The 17,457-nt window shown below is 71.8% G+C and carries 15 protein-coding genes; 10 read left to right on the forward strand and 5 right to left on the reverse strand.

Going from position 1 to position 17,457, the window contains the following annotated elements:
• Window positions 1-138: 138 nt before the first annotated feature.
• Window positions 139-1,032 (reverse strand): glutamate ABC transporter substrate-binding protein, encoded by an 894-nt coding sequence (locus tag LCD31_RS00415; RefSeq protein WP_224955365.1) that lies wholly within the window; start codon window positions 1,030-1,032, stop codon window positions 139-141.
• Window positions 1,033-1,103: 71 nt separating this feature from the next.
• The gene (locus LCD31_RS00420) at window positions 1,104-1,832 is read right to left on the reverse strand and encodes an amino acid ABC transporter ATP-binding protein (RefSeq protein ID WP_224955401.1); all 729 of its coding nucleotides are present in this window, start codon (window positions 1,830-1,832) and stop codon (window positions 1,104-1,106) included.
• Between the two features lie 670 nt (window positions 1,833-2,502).
• Here LCD31_RS00420 and miaB point away from each other — a divergent pair.
• A complete protein-coding gene (miaB, locus tag LCD31_RS00425; protein WP_224955366.1) occupies window positions 2,503-3,993 on the forward strand; it encodes a tRNA (N6-isopentenyl adenosine(37)-C2)-methylthiotransferase MiaB in 1,491 nt (496 codons plus the stop codon).
• Entirely contained in the window at window positions 3,990-4,574 is a 585-nt protein-coding gene (locus tag LCD31_RS00430; RefSeq protein ID WP_224955367.1) for a hypothetical protein, read from the forward strand. Before miaB ends, LCD31_RS00430 begins: the two co-directional genes overlap by 4 nt.
• 167 nt (window positions 4,575-4,741) lie before the next feature.
• Here LCD31_RS00430 and LCD31_RS00435 read toward each other — a convergent pair whose 3' ends face one another.
• Window positions 4,742-6,070 carry a DUF349 domain-containing protein gene (locus LCD31_RS00435; protein WP_224955368.1) on the reverse strand — a complete coding sequence of 443 codons (1,329 nt, stop codon included), beginning with the start codon at window positions 6,068-6,070 and terminating at the stop codon, window positions 4,742-4,744.
• Between the two features lie 278 nt (window positions 6,071-6,348).
• Here LCD31_RS00435 and LCD31_RS00440 point away from each other — a divergent pair, with 278 nt between their 5' ends.
• The 5 genes from LCD31_RS00440 to LCD31_RS00460 all read left to right on the forward strand — a co-directional run bounded on the left by LCD31_RS00440 (window position 6,349) and on the right by LCD31_RS00460 (window position 11,711).
• The gene (locus LCD31_RS00440; RefSeq protein WP_224955369.1) at window positions 6,349-7,059 is read left to right on the forward strand and encodes a hypothetical protein; all 711 of its coding nucleotides are present in this window, start codon (window positions 6,349-6,351) and stop codon (window positions 7,057-7,059) included.
• A 42-nt stretch (window positions 7,060-7,101) separates the two neighbouring features.
• A complete protein-coding gene (gene miaA, locus LCD31_RS00445) occupies window positions 7,102-8,019 on the forward strand; it encodes a tRNA (adenosine(37)-N6)-dimethylallyltransferase MiaA (protein ID WP_224955370.1) in 918 nt (305 codons plus the stop codon).
• 10 nt (window positions 8,020-8,029) lie between these two features.
• Window positions 8,030-8,881 carry a diaminopimelate epimerase gene (gene dapF, locus LCD31_RS00450; RefSeq protein ID WP_224955371.1) on the forward strand — a complete coding sequence of 284 codons (852 nt, stop codon included), beginning with the start codon at window positions 8,030-8,032 and terminating at the stop codon, window positions 8,879-8,881.
• A gap of 288 nt (window positions 8,882-9,169) precedes the next feature.
• A complete protein-coding gene (gene hflX, locus LCD31_RS00455) occupies window positions 9,170-10,540 on the forward strand; it encodes a GTPase HflX (protein ID WP_224955402.1) in 1,371 nt (456 codons plus the stop codon).
• Window positions 10,541-10,604: 64 nt separating this feature from the next.
• Window positions 10,605-11,711 carry a hypothetical protein gene (locus LCD31_RS00460; protein ID WP_224955372.1) on the forward strand — a complete coding sequence of 369 codons (1,107 nt, stop codon included), beginning with the start codon at window positions 10,605-10,607 and terminating at the stop codon, window positions 11,709-11,711.
• 55 nt (window positions 11,712-11,766) lie between these two features.
• Here LCD31_RS00460 and lexA read toward each other — a convergent pair whose 3' ends face one another.
• Window positions 11,767-12,435 carry a transcriptional repressor LexA gene (lexA, locus tag LCD31_RS00465; RefSeq protein ID WP_224955403.1) on the reverse strand — a complete coding sequence of 223 codons (669 nt, stop codon included), beginning with the start codon at window positions 12,433-12,435 and terminating at the stop codon, window positions 11,767-11,769.
• 442 nt (window positions 12,436-12,877) lie between these two features.
• Between lexA and LCD31_RS00470 the strand changes: the two genes are divergently transcribed.
• The 3 genes from LCD31_RS00470 (at window position 12,878) to LCD31_RS00480 (ending at window position 16,950) form a co-directional block, all read left to right on the forward strand.
• A complete protein-coding gene (locus LCD31_RS00470; protein ID WP_224955373.1) occupies window positions 12,878-13,231 on the forward strand; it encodes a LysM peptidoglycan-binding domain-containing protein in 354 nt (117 codons plus the stop codon).
• A gap of 274 nt (window positions 13,232-13,505) precedes the next feature.
• Complete coding sequence (gene nrdR / locus LCD31_RS00475) at window positions 13,506-13,997, forward strand: transcriptional regulator NrdR (RefSeq protein ID WP_224955374.1); 492 nt, start codon at window positions 13,506-13,508, stop codon at window positions 13,995-13,997.
• A gap of 124 nt (window positions 13,998-14,121) precedes the next feature.
• A complete protein-coding gene (locus LCD31_RS00480) occupies window positions 14,122-16,950 on the forward strand; it encodes a vitamin B12-dependent ribonucleotide reductase (RefSeq protein WP_224955375.1) in 2,829 nt (942 codons plus the stop codon).
• Window positions 16,951-17,061: 111 nt separating this feature from the next.
• Here the strand turns inward: LCD31_RS00480 and LCD31_RS00485 are convergent, their stop codons facing one another.
• Complete coding sequence (locus tag LCD31_RS00485) at window positions 17,062-17,361, reverse strand: hypothetical protein (RefSeq protein WP_224955376.1); 300 nt, start codon at window positions 17,359-17,361, stop codon at window positions 17,062-17,064.
• Between the last annotated feature and the right edge of the window lie 96 nt (window positions 17,362-17,457).

A 17,457-nucleotide genomic window follows, 5' to 3' on the forward strand; every position in this document is an offset into this window, starting at 1 on the left:
AAACTCGCCGGGGGGCGGCGGCCCGCGCTTTGTCGGGGGGCCTGGTGGGGGGTTTTGCGGGCCGGGGCCCCCCCCGGGGGGGGCCCCGGGGGGGGGGGGGGGGGCCCCGGGGGGGGGCCCCCCCGCACCGGGAGGCGATCAACTGCAGGGGTCCAGCTGCGGCAGCGGTGGGGTCTCCGGCGAGACCTTGCCCGCGGTGGCTCCCCAGGACTTCGCGTACTGGCCGTCGGCTTCGGCTCGGGTCAGGGTGTCGTCGATGAACCGGCAGAACGCCGTGTCGCCCTTCTTGACGCCGACGCCGTAGGGCTCCTTCGTGAACTGCCGGTCGACGAGCTTGAACCGGCCGTTGCCCTTCTGGACCAGGCCCATCAGGATCACGTTGTCCGTGGTGACGGCCTGCACCTGGCCGGTGCGCAGCGCGTCGGCGCACTTGGAGTAGACGTCGAACAACGTCAGGTTCTCCGGGTCGACGTACTGCTTGATCTGCTCGGCGGGCGTGGAGCCGGTGACCGAGCAGACCTTGGCGCCGGTGGGCCGCAGCGACTCCGGGCCGGTGATCGTGTCGTCGTCGGCGGAGACCATGAGGTCCTGGCCGGCTTCGTAGTACGGGCCGGCGAAGCTGATCCGCTGCTTGCGCTTGTCGTTGATCGTGTAGGTGGCCACGACCATGTCGACCCGGCCCTGCTCGATGAGTTCCTCGCGGGTCTTGCTCGGCGCCTCCACCCATTCGATCCGGTCGGCGGGGAGGCCGAGCCCGGCGGCGACGATCTTGCCGATCTCGACGTCGAAGCCCTGCGGGTTGCCGTCGAGGCCCTTCAGTCCGAACAGCGGCTGGTCGAACTTGGTGCCGATGCGGATCGTGCCGGACTGCTTCAGCTTCGCCATCGTGGTGCCGGGCTCGAACTGCGCGTTCGGGTCGACGGGCACGTCGGTGCCGGTTTCGAGGCGGTTCTCGCTGTTGCCCCCGCAGGCGGTCAGCGCCAGCGCCATCGACGCCGCCAGCACGCCCCAGCGCACGCTGCGCGCTTTCATCTCGGATGCCCCTCTCTGGAGGTGTACGGCTCCTGCGTCCCCGCGCGGGTGCGGGGACGACGCGAGGGAGGTCAGTGGGTGAGGATCTTGCTGAGGAAGTCCTGGGCGCGGGCGCTCTCCGGCTCGTCGAAGAACCGGTTCGGCGTCGAGTCCTCGACGATGCGCCCGTCGGCCATGAACAGCACCCGGTGCGCGGCGCGGCGGGCGAAGCCCATCTCGTGCGTGACGACCAGCATCGTCATGCCTTCGGCGGCGAGCCCGGCCATCACGTCGAGCACCTCGTTGACCATCTCGGGGTCGAGCGCCGAGGTGGGCTCGTCGAACAGCATGACCTTGGGCTTCATCGCCAGGGCGCGGGCGATCGCCGCCCGCTGCTGCTGCCCGCCGGAGAGCTGCGCGGGGTACTTCTCCGCCTGGTTGGCGATGCCCACCCGCTCCAGCAGGGCCAGCGCTTCGCGTTCGGCGGTGGCCTTGTCGGTCTTGCGCACCTTGATCGGCCCGAGCAGCACGTTCTCGAGGATCGTCTTGTGCGCGAACAGGTTGAACTGCTGGAACACCATGCCCACGTCGGCGCGGAGCTCGGCGAGCGCGCGTCCTTCGGCGGGCAGCGGCTTGCCGTCGATCTCGATCGTGCCCGAGTCGATGGGTTCCAGGCGGTTGATCGCGCGGCACAGCGTGGACTTGCCCGAGCCGGACGGCCCGAGCACCACCACGACCTGGCCGGGCGGAACGGTGAGGTCCACGTCCTGCAGCACGTGCAGGGAACCGAAGTGCTTGTCCACCGAGGACATGCGGATCATCGGCGAATCCGGGGAACCGGCGGTCATGCACACTCCTAGCCCGAGAATGTCCGGATCTGATGGCGAAAATTTAAGCTGCTCGTACCGATTAGTCCATATGGTGCGGGTCAACTCAGGTTGCAACTCGGTTACGCGGGTGGATCGGAGGATCGGTGGGGGTCTTCCCCATTGCCACGACGAGCTCCGAACGGTCTCCCAACTGCGCGAACCTGTTCTGGTAGGGGAGTTCGCCGCTTTCCGGCGACCTCCGCGGTGCGCACCCGAGGGGTGACCGTCCGTGTCGGTGCCCGCTCGGCCCCGCCCGGATGGACCGTCTGGGTGTGACCCGCAGTAACGCCTTCGGGTCGTGCCACGTGCACCTCCGCGGTGTTCTCGCGCCGTTCCCGCGCATCCCGCGAGCACCGGCGAATGCCCACCATGAATGAGCCGGACCGATCGCGGACGCGGTTTCGCTCGATTCGACTCGACTGCTCGAGAAGAATCACCGAATGCCGTTCATCCGGATTCCGGGCACCGGTCCGGACGGCCGCATCCGGTCCGCCGAACGCCGCAAGCGGCCCGCCGTGCCCGGCCCACGGCCGCGAGCGCCCGGCGACGATCCCCGGCCAGGTCGCCGCCCTCGCCTCCGGGTACTCGCCGACCAGTCCTGAGCAGCCGATATGGTGGCGGGGTGAGCACGACGAGCACTTCCCGGACCTACGAGATCCGCACCTACGGGTGTCAGATGAACGTGCACGACTCCGAGCGGCTGTCCGGGATGCTGGAAGACGCCGGTTACGTGCGCGCCGCGAAGGACCACGACCCCGACGTGGTCGTGTTCAACACCTGCGCGGTCCGGGAGAACGCCGACAACCGGCTCTACGGCAACCTCGGTCACCTGCGGCCCGCCAAGCAGGAACGCCCCGGGATGCAGATCGCCGTCGGCGGCTGCCTCGCGCAGAAGGACCGCAGCGAGATCGTCCGCCGCGCCCCGTGGGTCGACGTCGTGTTCGGCACCCACAACCTCGGTTCGCTGCCGACGCTGCTGGAACGCGCCCGGCACAACGAGGAGGCCGAGGTCGAGATCCTCGAAGCCCTCGACACCTTCCCGTCCACGCTGCCCGCGCGCCGCGAATCCGCCTACTCCGGCTGGGTGTCCGTCTCCGTCGGGTGCAACAACACCTGCACGTTCTGCATCGTGCCCGCGCTGCGCGGCAAGGAGAAGGACCGCAGGCCCGGCGACGTGCTCGCCGAAGTGCAGGCGCTCGCCGACGAAGGCGTGCTCGAAGTGACCCTGCTCGGGCAGAACGTCAACGCCTACGGCGCCGAGTTCGGCGACCGGTACGCGTTCGGCAAGCTGCTGCGCTCCTGCGGCGAGATCGACGGGCTCGAACGCGTCCGGTTCACCTCGCCGCACCCGCGCGACTTCACCGACGACGTCATCGACGCGATGGCCGAGACCCCGAACGTCTGCCACCAGCTGCACATGCCGCTGCAATCCGGGTCCGACCGGGTGCTCAAGGCGATGCGCCGCTCCTACCGCTCCGAGCGCTACCTCGGCATCCTGAGCAAAGTCCGCGAAGCGATGCCCGACGCCGCCATCACCACCGACATCATCGTCGGCTTCCCCGGCGAGACCGAGGAGGACTTCGAAGCGACCCTCGACGTCGTCCGCCGCGCCCGCTTCACCTCCGCGTTCACCTTCCAGTACTCCAAGCGGCCCGGCACACCCGCCGCCGACCTCCCCGGGCAGCTGCCCAAGGAGGTCGTCCAGCAGCGCTACGAACGGCTCGTCGCGCTGCAGAACGAGATGTCCTGGGAGCTCGGCAAGGAACTCGTCGGCCGCGAGGTCGAACTCCTCGTCGCCGAAGGCGAAGGCCGCAAGGACACCGCGACCCGCAGGCTCTCCGGCCGCGCCCGCGACGGGCGGCTCGTGCACTTCCACCCCGGCGGCGCCATCGACCGCGAGATCCGGCCCGGCGACATCGTGCACACCGCCATCACCCAGGCCTCCCCGCACCACCTCGTCGCCGACGGCGAGATCACCGCGCACTGGCGCACCCGGGCGGGCGACCACTGGGAAGAGGGCCGCAAGCCCAAGACCTCCGGGGTCAGCCTCGGGCTGCCCTCCTTCGGAGCCCCCGCGGCGCAGCCCGCCGCCGAACGAGGATGCGGCTGTTGAGCGACGACGACCGCCCGCGCCCCGAACCGGACGACACCCCCGGCCCCGACGAGGCCGGACGGGACCAGGACCCGCGAGAAGGGACCGACGTGCAGCGCGCCGAACCGACCGACCCGGTGAACGCCCCCGAGCAGCAGGCCGACCGGCGGCAGCTGTCCCAGGCCGAACGCGACCTGCTGCGCCGCATCGATCCCGGCAGCACCGCCGTCACCATCGCCGGCGTCATCCTCGTGCTGATCGCCAGCTCGCTGCTGCCGTGGATCGGCGACGCCACCGGGCTGCAGATCCTGCTCGGCCACGCCGACCCCGTGCTGCAGGTCGGGCTGCTGCCCCGGCTGTTCTCGATCAACGCCACCATCGTCGGCGTGCTCATCGGCGCGCTCGCGCTCGTCACCCGTCGCTGGGCGGTCGCCTGGGTCGCGGGCATGGCCGCGATCATCGTGTCCTTCGAGGGCATGATCGCCATCTGGTCGCGGCAGACCGCGCCCACCGGTGGCCCGTCCTGGGGCCTGGTGCTCGCGGCGCTGTGCATGGTGGTGCTGGCGATCCAGTGGCTCCGGGTCGTCCTCACCCGGCCGTGAGGTCGGGGATCGAGTGCGGGTCGGCGCCCCGGAGCGGCGGTGCCGCGCGCGGGGCTGAGTCCTGCTCCCGGGATCAGGTGGTCCGCGGTGCGGCGGCCCCGCCGTCGACGAGGCGGAACCGCTGCCCGGGTGTCCGCCCGCCCCGCTGATCGGGGCGGGCGGCGACCTCACCGATCGGCCAGCGCCTGCTCGGCAGCGGCGAGCCACACCCGCCACTGGCCGGCCTGCTCGTCGGCCTTCTTCGCCCGCTTCGCGTCGCCCGCGGCGCGCGCCTTCTCCGCCTGCGCCTCGAACTGCTCGACGCGCTCCCGGAACTGGTCGACGCGCGCCTGCGCCTCCGGGTCGGTGCGCCGCCACTGCGCGTCCGAAGCCGACCGCACCCGGTCCGCGACCGTGCGCAGCCGCCCCTCCAGCTCCCGCATCCGCTCGCGCGGGACCTTCCCGATCTCGTCCCAGCGCTGCTGGATGCGCTGCAGCTGCGCCTGTGCCGCGTTCAGGTCGGCACCCGGGTCGATCGCTTCCGCCTCGACCAGCAGCGCTTCCTTGTGCCGCGCGTTCTCGGCGAACTCGGCGTCGCGCTCGGAGAACGCCGCCGACCGGCGGGCGAAGAACGCGTCCTGCGCGGTCCGGAACCGCTGCCACAGCGCGTCGTCGCTGTCCTTCGGTGCCCGGCCGCTCTCCTTCCACTCGGCCATGAGCTCCTTGTAGCGCGCCGCCGTCGCTCCCCAATCAGTGGATTCGGTGAGCGCTTCGGCGGCCTCCACGAGCTCCTGCTTGCGGGCCTTCGCCGCGGCCCGCTGCCGGTCCAGGTCGGCGAAGTGCGAACCGCGCCTGCGGTTGAACGCGTCGCGGGCCTTGGAGAACCGGCGCCACAGCTGCTCGTCGGTCTTGCGGTCCACGCCGCGCACCGACTTCCACTCCTCGAGGATCGCGCGCAGCCGGTCACCGGCGGACTTCCAGTGCGTCGCCTCCGCGGCGATCTCCTCGGCCTCGGCGGCGAGCGCCTCCTTGCGGGCCACCGCGTCCGTGCGGGCCTGCTCCTTGTGCGCCTTCGCCTCCTCGACCGCCTGCTCGGCGTGCTGCACGAGGTGCTCCGCCAGCGCGCCCAGCGCGGCCAAGTCGCCGACGACGGCGGCCTCCGGCAAGCCGTCGCGCAGGTGCTTGGCGCTGGTCAGCGACTGCTTCGCGTCCCCGGACCGGCTGTTGAGCCGGTTCTCCAGCAGTTCCGCCTCGGTGCGCAGGTCGTCGAACTTCCGCGCGAAGTGCGCCAAGCCCTCGGCGGGCTCGCCGGCTTGCCAGGAACCGACCTCGCGCTCCCCGTCGGCGGTCCGCACCCACACGGTGCCCGCCTCGTCGACGCGACCCCACCGCTCCGGGTGCGTCGACGCCGTCGGGACGGAGGGGGCCGTCGAGGTGGACCCGGTCCCAGCGGCGGCCGCGGCCGCGTCGGGCGTGGCGCCCGCAGTGCTGTCGGGGGTCGTGTCCTGGTGCGTCATGACCGGAATCCTCCTCGGGTACCCGCTTCGGTGCCCGTGCCGGGCACGGGCGCCCCGCACGTGCGGGGCCGGTACGCGGCGATCCGGACCCCGGTGACGAGTCCGATCTCCGCTGGCGCATTCAAACAGGTCGGCACCCGCGCCGGAATTCCGGCGTTCCTCCGCGCGGTTCGCCCGGTCGCGCGGAGCGGCCGCGGGCGGGTGCCTCGAACGCCCGCCTCCGCCGATCGGATGCCTGCTCCGCTCACCGCTGACCGTGACCTCTACCGTGCACGGGTGTGATCACCCGCATCGCCGTGGTGCCCTACCCGCCGCTGCTCGTCCCCGAACTGACCGTGCGGTCCACTTCGGTGATCGAGCCCGTGCGGAGCGCGTGCCTGCGCGCCACCACCATTTTGACCGAATCCGCAACCGAATGGGTGGCGGTCGGGGTAGATCGTTCCGGTCCTCCCGAACTCGGGCCGGGCACGACGGGCACCTTCGCCGGGTACGGCGTCGACGTCCCGGTCTCGCTGCACGAGAGCGAGCGCACCACCCCCGACCCGGACCTGCCGCTGCCGGCGCTCGTCGCCGGACTGCTGCGTGCGCAAGCCGGGGCCCGGTCCGTGCGGATGCACCTGCTGGATCCCGACGCGCCCGCCGAGCAGGCCGCTGAACTGGGTGAACGGCTGGACGCCTCCGGGACGGAGACCGCGCTGCTGGTGCTGGCCGAAGGCGGCAGCCACCGCGACGAGCGTTCCCCGCACCCGCCGGACCCGCGGGCCGAAGTCCTCGACGAGGTGCTGCGCCGCGCGCTGCGCGACGTCGACCGCGCCGCCCTGCTCGGCCTCGACCCCGGCGAATGCGCCGAGCTGGGCGTGCACAGTCGCGCCGCGTGGCAGGTCGCCGCCGGGGCCGCCGCGCGCGGGACCTGGCAGGCCGAACCGCTGTACTCCGACACGCCGCTGGGCATCACCTACCACGTCGGCGTCTGGACCCGGACCGGCTGACGGCCCGCCGCGACCCCGGCCGGTGGCACTACAGTCCCCACCGTGTCCGCCGCATCCCCAGCTCGACCGGTGGCGATCGTCGGGCCCACCGCCACCGGCAAGTCCGACCTCGCCGTCGAGGTCGCGACCGAACTCGGCGGTGAGGTCGTCAACGCCGACGCGATGCAGCTCTACCGGGGCATGGACATCGGCACCGCGAAGCTCCCGCCGGGGGAGCGGCACGGCGTTCCGCACCACCTGCTCGACGTGCTGGACGTGACCGAAGCCGCCTCGGTGGCCGCCTACCAGCGGGACGCGCGCGCCGCCGTCGAGGACGTCCTCGCCCGCGGCCGCACCCCGGTGCTCGTCGGCGGCAGCGGGCTGTACGTGCAGGCCGTGCTCGACGACCTGCGGTTCCCCGGCACCGACCCGCAGGTGCGGGCGCGCTGGGAGGCCGAACTCGCCGAACGCGGGCCGGACGCGCTGCACCGCCGACTCGCCGAGCTCGACCCGTCCGCCGCCGAAGCCATCCTTGCCTCCAACGGGCGACGCATGGTGCGGGCGCTGGAGGTCATCGAGATCACCGGCGAACCGTTCTCCGCGAACCTGCCGGTGCCCGGACCACCGCGTTACGGCACCGTGCTCGTCGGGCTGGACCGGCCCGTCGCGGAACTCGACGACCGGGTGGACCGGCGCGTCACCCGCATGTTCGACGACGGGCTGGCCGCCGAGGTCCGCGAACTCTGCGAGCAGGGCCTCCGCCACGGGCGCACCGCCTCCCGCGCCCTCGGCTACCAGCAGGTGCTCGCCGAACTCGACGGGTCCGGGGACATGGCCGCGGCCGCCGCCGAGACCGCCCGGCTCACCCGCCGGTTCGTGCGCAAGCAGCGCTCCTGGTTCCGGCGCGACGACCGCATCCGGTGGCTGGCGCCCGAACCGGCGAGCGCGGTGCCCGCCGTCCGCGCACTGCTGCGCACGTAGACTCGTCGACGTGCGGTTTTCCGAAGGACCAGAGTTCGCCAAGGGCCACGGCACGCAGAACGACTTCGTCGTGCTGCCCGACCCGGACGGCGAGCTGAAGCTCACCGACGCGCACGTGCGCGCCCTCTGCGACCGGCGCCGCGGGTTCGGAGCCGACGGCGTGCTGCGCGTCGTCCCGACCGCCGCCATCCCGGACGCACCCGCCGACCTTCACCCGGACGTGTGGTTCATGGACTACCGCAACGCGGACGGCTCGATCGCCGAGATGTGCGGCAACGGGGTCCGCGTCTTCGCCCGGTACCTCGTCGACTCCGGGCTCGTCACCGGCACCGAGTTCCCCGTCGGGACCCGCGCCGGGCTCCGGCAGGTCCGCACCCACTCGGACGGCGGCAGCACCGTCGACATGGGCGCTGCGAACGTGTTCGGCGAGTCCGCAGCGACCCTCGCCGGGCGGGACTTCCCCGGCCTGGTCGTGGACCTCGGCAACCCGCACCTGGCGTGCGTCACCGACGCCGACCTCGACGCGCTCGACCTCGCCGGAAGCCCCGCGCACGACTCCGAGGTGTTCCCGAACGGCGTCAACGTGGAATTCGTCCGCCCCAGCGGGCCCGGGCGGGTGCGGATGCGGGTGCACGAGCGCGGCGTCGGCGAGACCCGCTCTTGCGGAACCGGCACCGTCGCGGCCGCCGTCGCCGCCCTCCGCGCCGACGGCGAGACGACCGGGATCCGCACCGTCGACGTCCCCGGCGGCACCGTGCAGGTCGAGGTGACCGGCGCGACGACCCTGCTCACCGGGCCCGCCGTGCTCGTCGGCGGCGGCCGGATCGACGCCGGCTGGTGGCGGCAGCTCGCGGGCGGCTGATCCGCATCCGGACGCGGTCACCCCGGTCGAAGGGTGAAAACCACTCGCGTGCCGTGGGACAATGGTGTCGATATGAAGAAATCCGCACTGTGGTCACATGAGGCGGGCACCCGCGACGGGAACGCTCGCACGGCATCCGACGTCGGGCGGGACGACCTCCCCGAGGACTCCCGCTACGACGGCGGCCACTTCGACTCCTTCGACGACGGTCCGTTCGACGACCGCTTCGACGACGGTGAGGTCGACTTCACCGCCGACTCCTACTCCGACGACCCGTCCGCGGGTGAGATGGAGCTAGAAGAGCGCAACTCGCTGCGCCGCGTCGCCGGGCTGTCCACCGAGCTCGCGGACATCACCGAGGTCGAGTACCGGCGGCTGCGCCTGGAGCGCGTGGTGCTGGTCGGGGTGTGGACCGAAGGCGACGCCGAGCATGCCGAGAGCTCGCTGGCCGAACTGGCCCGCCTCGCCGAGACGGCAGGTTCGGAAGTCCTCGACGGGCTGGTGCAGCGCAGGCCGCGGCCCGACCCGGCTACCTACGTCGGTTCCGGCAAGGTCAAGGAGCTGCGCGAAGTCGTCATCTCCACCGGTGCGGACACCGTCATCTGCGACGGCGAGCTCTCCGCGGGCCAGCTGCGCCAGCTGGAGGACAAGCTGAAGGTCAAGGTCATCGACCGGACCGCGCTGATCCTGGACATCTTCGCCCAGCACGCCAGCTCCAAGGAGGGCAAGGCGCAGGTCGAGCTCGCCCAGCTGCAGTACTTCCTGCCGCGGCTGCGCGGCTGGGGCGAGGCGATGTCCCGGCAGGCTGGCGGTCGTGCTGGTGGTGCCAACGGCGGCGTCGGCACCCGCGGTCCCGGTGAGACGAAGCTGGAGACCGACCGCAGGCGGATCCACAAGCGCATCAGCAAGCTCCGCAACGAGCTCAAAGCCATGAGCACCATCCGCAGCACCAAGCGCGGGCGGCGCGAGGCGCAGCGGGTGGCGGGCGTGGCCATCGCCGGGTACACCAACGCCGGCAAGTCCAGCCTGCTCAACGCGCTCACCGGTGCCGGAGTGCTCGTCGAGGACGCGTTGTTCGCGACCCTGGACCCGACGACCCGCCGGGCCGAGACCCCCGACGGCAGGCCCTACACGTTGACCGACACCGTCGGGTTCGTCCGGCACCTGCCGCACCAGCTGGTGGAGGCCTTCCGCTCCACGCTGGAGGAGGTCACCGGCGCCGACCTGCTGGTCCACGTGGTGGACGGTTCCGAACCGCAGCCGCACGAGCAGGTCGCGGCGGTGCGCACCGTCGTCTCCGACATCGCCGAGGAGCACGGCGCTCCGGTGCCGGAGGAGCTGCTGGTGGTGAACAAGGTCGACCAGGTCGACGCCACCCGCCTCGCCGAACTGCGGCAGCTGCTGCCCGGTGCGGTGTTCGTCTCGGCGCACAGCGGCGAGGGCATCGCCGCACTCCGCGAGATCATCTCCGACCGGCTGCCGAGGCCGGACGTGTTCATCGACGCGCTGGTGCCGTACACCCGAGGTGAGCTGGTCGCCCGGGTGCACGCCGAAGGCGAGCTGGTGGCCGAGGAGCACACGGCCGACGGCACCAGGGTGCGGGCCAAGGTCCGGCCCGACCTGGCGGGAGCGCTGCAGCCGTTCGTGGCCGTCGGATGAGCGGCGTGCGGCCGGCTTCCGCCCGCGGCCGCGTGCTCGCGGTGCGGCTCACCCCACCCGTGCGGTGAGCGGCCTGCGTCGGCGGCGCCGAGCCCCGGCCCGGTCGGTGCGGCGGGGGAGCGCGCTGTCCGCGGTCGTGGTGCTGTGCGGGCTCGGCACCGGGGCTCCAGGTGCGGCCGCGGCACCGGAGCCGCCTGCTCCCGTGCAGCGCTGCCGGGTGACGGACCCGGGACTGACCGAGTTGTCCGGCCTGGCCTCGGACGGCCGGTATTGGTACGCGGTCGACGATGGCGGCAGCTCGTTGCGGGTCGCCCTGCTCGACCGCGACAGCTGCGAGGTGCGGGCGGAGTGGACTTCGCCGACCGACCCCTACGACGTCGAGGACTTGGCGTTGGCCCCGGACGGTGCGGCGTGGCTGGCCGACACCGGTGACAACCGGCGGACTCGCTCCACCGTGGCCCTGCACCGGTTGACGGCGGACGGCGACTCGCAGCTGTACCGGCTGAGCTACCCGGACGGTCCGCACGACGCCGAGGCACTCCTGCTGGACCGGGCCGGGACACCGCACGTGGTCACCAAAGAACCGTTCGGCATGGCCTTCGTGTACCGCCCGGCAGAGCCCCTGGTCGCCGGCGGGACGGTGTCGTGGGAGCGGGTCGGGGAGCTCGCGCTGCCCACCACCGACTCCCCGGACGGCCCGATCAAGGGCATCGGCACCCGGTTGGTGACGGGTGGTTCGGTGAGCCGGGACGGCACGTTGATCGCGCTGCGCACCTACACCGAGGCCTACCTGTTCCACGCACCCGACGGCGACGTGCCCGCGGCGCTGCGGCGCCCGCCGGTGGCTCTGCGGCTGCCGTCGGAACCGCAGGGCGAGGCGATCGCGTGGGAGCCGGACGGGTCGCTCGTGACGAGTTCGGAAGGACTTCAACCGGTGTACGTGCTGCCCGGGGCCGCGGCCCTGCTGGCGACGGGTGCCGAACCCGACCCCTCCGCGGCGCCCGGGACACCCGCCCCCGGCGTTTCGGAACCCGCCGAGGGCGAACAACCGGCTCCTGGGTCGGACGACGCGGCGGACGGGTCCGTGCTCTCCACCGCCCCCGCGCTCGTCGTGGCCGGTGGGCTGGCCGCCCTGCTGCTGTACTTCCTGGTCCGGATGCGCCGCCGCTGAGAACCCATCTCGGGCGCGCGGCCCGGGCGGTCCACCGGCCGGACGGCGCCCCGGATCAGAGCCGGCGCAGCACCGCGACCACCTTGCCGAGGATCGTCGCGTCGTCGCCCAAGATCGGCTGGTAGGCCTCGTTGTGCGGCACCAGCCAGACGTGCTCGTCGGTCCGCTTGAAGGTCTTGACCGTGGCCTCGCCATCGATCATCGCCGCTACCACGTCGCCGTTCTCGGCGTCCGGCTGCTGGCGCACCGCCACCCAGTCGCCGTCGGTGATGGCCAGGTCGGTCATCGAGTCGCCGACCACCTGGAGCAGGAACAGCGAGCCCTCGCCGACGATCTCCTTCGGCAGCGGGAAGACGTCCTCGACCGATTCCTCGGCGAGGATCGGGCCGCCCGCGGCGATCCGGCCCACCACCGGGACGTAGGCGGGCTTGGGGCGCCCGGCGAGCTCGGTCTGCTCGGAATCGGCCACCAGCACGCCGACCGTGCGCGGGCGGTGCGGGTCGCGCCGCAAGAAGCCCTTCCGCTCCAGCACCCGCAGCTGGTAGGCGACGGACGAGGTGGACGTCAGGCCCACCGCGTCGCCGATCTCCCGCACGCTCGGCGGGTAGCCGTGCTCGCGCATCCAGCTGCGGATCGCCTCGAGCACCTTGAGCTGCCGGTCGCTGAGCTCGTCGGTACCGGGCTGCTCGGGGACCGCCGGGGCGCTCGTCGACTCCGCCGCGATGCCGCCCTTGATGTCGGTCACGATCGCCTCCGCGCCGCGAGAACCGTTCGCCGACCCGGCGTCGCCGGACGTGCCGCCGAGTTCGCCGTTGATCGATTCGGTCGTGTTGCTGACCACCACTGCCTCCTGTCCTCGTGAACGGGACTGCTCGTGACTCCGATTTCCACAGTAGACGGGCTGAAGTGGAAGATCAAACACCTGTTCGAGTTAATTTGGCCGCGACTCTGGCCTTTTCCGGCACTGCTGGTACACAATCGCACGCAGGTTCGATCGAACACCTTTTCGATCATGGAGCGATCGCCGGGCCGTCCCGAGGTCCTGGTGTCTGGAGGTGCTCATGGTGGCGATGTCCGGTGCGGTGTCCCGGTCGCGATCCGGCGCTGCGACGATGGAGCCGTCCGCGGCTCCGATCGGTCGGCCGCGCGCGGAGCGCGGGGATGCGGTGCTTTCCGTCGAGGTGGCGGCGGCCCCGTCCGCCCCGGTCCTCGTGGTCGCGCGGGCGCGGTGGTTCCGCCTGGCCCGCGAGTGCGCCTGGCTCGCCGCCGTGGGTGCCTGCGCGTTCATCGGGGTCCTCCTGTTCGGCTTGCTCGCGCTGGACTCGGGTGCGCGGCCGGTGCCGGACGCCACTGCGGTCGTGCGGGTGGCCGAGGGCGACACGCTGTGGTCGATGGCCGCCCGGTTCGCTCCGGACAGTGATCAGGGTGCGGTCGTTGACCGGATCGTGGAGCTGAACCGGCTCGACCCGGCGGCGCCCGCGTTGGGTGGCGCGCTCGTCGTGCCGGCGCAGCGGGGCTGACCGCCCGGGGCGCGTTCGAGGGTGGTTCGCGGGCGTCCCGGGAGGGCTTCCGCAGGTCGTCGGGTTCGGTGTCACTCGACCGGGGAAGACGGGGTGGGTCGGTTTGCTTCCCGTGTGGGGGCGGATTAGAGTCGACCACAACATCTAGTAGTTACGCCGGTGTAGTTACTCCACGGGTTGGGATCGCGGAGTGTTCGCGCATCCACGGACCGTGAGTCGCGCCGGTGAGCTCGATGGTGTGGATGACGATGATGCCGGGGAGGGGGTGAGTCCGATGCGGTGCCCGTTTTGCCGGGGCGATGATTCGCGAGTGGTCGACTCGCGCGAGGTCGAGGAGGGCCAGGCGATCCGGCGCAGGCGATCCTGCTCGTCGTGCGGTCGCCGGTTCACCACGATCGAGGAACTCGTGCTGTCGGTGGTGAAGCGCTCCGGCGTCACCGAGCCCTTCAGCCGCGAGAAGGTGGTGCGGGGCGTGCGGCGCGCCTGCCAAGGCCGCCCGGTGCAGGAGGACGCGCTGCAGCAGCTCGCCCACCGCGTCGAGGACGCGGTCCGCTCCCGAGGTGTGTCGGAGTTGTCCAGCCACGAGGTGGGACTCGCGATACTGGGGCCGCTGCGGGAGCTCGACGAGGTGGCGTACCTCCGGTTCGCGAGCGTGTACCGGGCGTTCTCCTCCGTCGAGGACTTCGAGGAGGAGATCGCCGACCTCCGGGCCGCCGCCGGCGCAGGCGCGGTCCCGCAGGTCGCCGAGGGGAGCACCGGTGGCTAGGTCGAAGCGGCGGCACGTCAGGCGCGAGCCGTCGAATGCGGGTGGGATGCACCAGCGCCGCCCGGGGAGCACCCCGGACGACGCCGGGAACGCACGAGCGAGCAACAGGGAAGAGGGACAGGTCATGACAGAGACCGTGGGCAGCCCGGCCGGCGCCGCGGGGGAGCCGGATTCAGATGCCCGCACCGAGGGCATCCGGGTGCAGCGCGTCTACACCACCGAGGGGGTGCACCCCTACGACGAGGTGTCGTGGGAGCGCAGGGACGTGGTGATGACCAACTGGCGCGACGGTTCGGTCAACTTCGAGCAGCGCGGGGTCGAGTTCCCCGACTTCTGGTCGCTGAACGCGGTCAACATCGTGACCAGCAAGTACTTCCGGGGGGCGCAGGGCACCGCGCAGCGGGAGAGCAGCCTGCGGCAGCTGATCGACCGGGTCGTGCACACCTACGTGCGCGCCGGCGTCGAGCACGGCTACTTCGCCACCGAGGCGGACTCGGAGATCTTCGAGCACGAGCTGACCTGGATGCTGCTGCACCAGGTGTTCAGCTTCAACTCGCCGGTGTGGTTCAACGTGGGCACCAGCTCGCGCCAGCAGGTCTCCGCCTGCTTCATCCTGTCCGTGGACGACACGATGGAGTCGATCCTCGACTGGTACAAGGAAGAGGGCCTGATCTTCAAGGGCGGTTCCGGCGCCGGCCTGAACCTGTCCCGGATCCGCTCCTCCCGCGAACTGCTGTCCTCCGGCGGCACCGCCTCGGGCCCGGTGTCGTTCATGCGGGGTGCGGACGCCTCCGCGGGCACCATCAAGTCCGGCGGTGCGACCCGCCGGGCGGCGAAGATGGTCATCCTCGACGTGGACCACCCGGACGTCGAGGAGTTCATCGAGACCAAGTCCAAGGAAGAGGGCAAGATCCGCGCGCTGCGCGACGCGGGATTCGACGTCGACCTCGGCGGCGCCGACATGTCCTCGGTGCAGTACCAGAACGCGAACAACTCGGTGCGCGTCACCGACGAGTTCATGCGCGCCGTGGAGAGCGACGGGCCGTTCAACCTGCGCGCCCGCACCGACGGCTCGGTCGTGGACACCGTGCAGGCCCGCGACGTGTTCCGGAAGATGGCCAAGGCGGCGTGGGAGAGCGCCGACCCGGGCATCCAGTACGACGGCACGATCAACGACTGGCACACCGCGCCGGAGAGCGGCCGGATCTCGGCCTCCAACCCGTGCTCGGAGTACATGCACCTGGACAACTCCAGCTGCAACCTCGCCTCGCTGAACTTGATGAAGTTCCTGCGCTCGGATCTGACCTTCGACGCGGAACTGTTCGAGAAGGCCGTTGAGCTGGTCATCACCGCGATGGACATCTCGATCAGCTTCGCGGACTTCCCGACCGAGGCGATCGGCGAGACCACCCGCAAGTTCCGCCAGCTCGGCATCGGGTACGCGAACCTGGGCGCGCTGCTGATGGCCACCGGGCACGCCTACGACTCCGACGGCGGGCGCGCGCTGTCGGCGGCGATCACCTCGCTGATGACCGGCACCGCGTACAAGCGTTCGGCGGAGCTCGCCGGCGCCGTCGGCCCGTATGAGGGCTACGCCCGCAACGCCGACGCGCACCAGCGCGTGATGCGCAAGCACGCCGCGGCCAACGACCTGGTCCGCACCTACCACCGCAACGACGTGGCCGTGCACAAGCTGGCCACCAAGGTGTGGCAGGACGGCCTGGAACTCGGTGCCCGCAACGGCTGGCGCAACGCGCAGGCCTCGCTGCTGGCCCCGACCGGCACCATCGGCCTGATGATGGACTGCGACACCACCGGGGTCGAGCCGGACCTCGCGCTGGTGAAGTTCAAGAAGCTGGTCGGCGGCGGCTCGATGCAGATCGTCAACCAGACGGTCCCGCGCGCGCTGAAGGCGCTGGGCTACCAGGAAGAGCAGATCGAGGCGGTCGTCGAGTACATCGCCGAGCACGGCCACGTGGTGGACGCGCCCGGCCTGCGCCCCGAGCACTACGAGGTGTTCGACTGCGCGATGGGTGAGCGCTCCATCGCGCCGATGGGCCACGTGCGGATGATGGCCGCGGTGCAGCCGTTCCTGTCGGGCGCCATCTCGAAGACGGTCAACATGCCGGAGGCCGCTTCGGTCGCCGACGTGGAGGAGATCTACTTCGAGGGCTGGCGGCTCGGCCTCAAGGCCTTGGCGATCTACCGGGACAACTGCAAGGTCGGCCAGCCGCTGTCCGCGGGCAAGGGCGACAAGGGCACCGCGGAGAAGGCCGTCGAGAAGCAGATCGAGTACCGCCCGGTCCGCAAGCGCCTGCCGAAGAAGCGCCCGAGCCAGACGGTCTCGTTCACCGTGGGCGGTGCCGAGGGCTACCTGCACGCCGGTTCGTACCCGGACGACGGTCTCGGCGAGATCTTCGTGAAGCTGGGCAAGCAGGGCTCGACGCTGGCGGGCGTGATGGACGCCTTCTCGATGTCGATCTCGGTGGGTCTGCAGTACGGCATCCCGCTGGAGTTCTACGTCTCGAAGTTCCAGAACCTGCGCTTCGAGCCTGCGGGCATGACCGACGACCCGGACGTGCGGATGGCGGGCAGCGTCCTCGACTACCTGTTCCGCAGGCTGGCGCTGGACTACCTGCCCTACGAGAAGCGCGCGCAGCTGGGCATCTTCACCTCCGAGGAGCGCACCGCGCAGACCGCGGAGTACGACTCGGGTTCCACCGGCGGTGGTGAGGTCGACCTCGACACCATGCGGTCCACGGTGGACTCCTCGGTCGCCGAGTCGCGGCGCGAGGGCGAGGAGCCCCGCGCGGGCAGCTCCACCGAGCTGCTGGAGCTGCGGCTGGGCAAGGCCGCGGACGCGCCGTTGTGCATGACCTGCGGCACGAAGATGCGTCCGTCCGGTTCCTGCTACCTGTGCGAGGGCTGCGGTTCCACCTCGGGGTGCAGCTGACCTCGTGACGGGGCGCCGACCTGCGGGTAGCGGCGCCTCACCGACGCGGAGGGTGGTCCGGCGCGATGCCGGGCCACCCTTTTCGCGCGTACGAGCGGCTGGGTTCCGGACTCAGCCGTGGCGGGAGAGCAGGTGCGCCGCGGCGGCGACTCCCGCGGTCGCGGTGACGACCGCGGGCCAGGCCCCGATGCGCCGGGCCAACGGGTGCGACCCGGCGAGCCCGGCGGCGTAGGCACCGCCGAGCAGCAGCGCGCGACCGGTACCGCCGCGCCGTCGGCAGCTCTCCACCGCGGCCAGCCCGCCGGCCCCGGCGACCAGCCCGCTCCACGAGCGGTGCCGCTGCACCCGGGTGACGGCGAAGCCGCCGATCAGCCCGGCGGAGCTGAGCAGGGCGGGCGGAACGCTGCGCATGGCGAATCCTCCTGCTGGTCCGGATCGTCGTGCGCCGACTCTACCGGCGGACGTGCCCGGGGCGGATCGTCGCCGGAACCTGGTCCGGTGATCGGT

Origin of the sequence: Saccharopolyspora sp. 6M, assembly GCF_020176775.1 — a bacterium.
In the GTDB taxonomy this organism is placed as follows: Bacteria; Actinomycetota; Actinomycetes; order Mycobacteriales; family Pseudonocardiaceae; genus Saccharopolyspora_C; species Saccharopolyspora_C gregorii.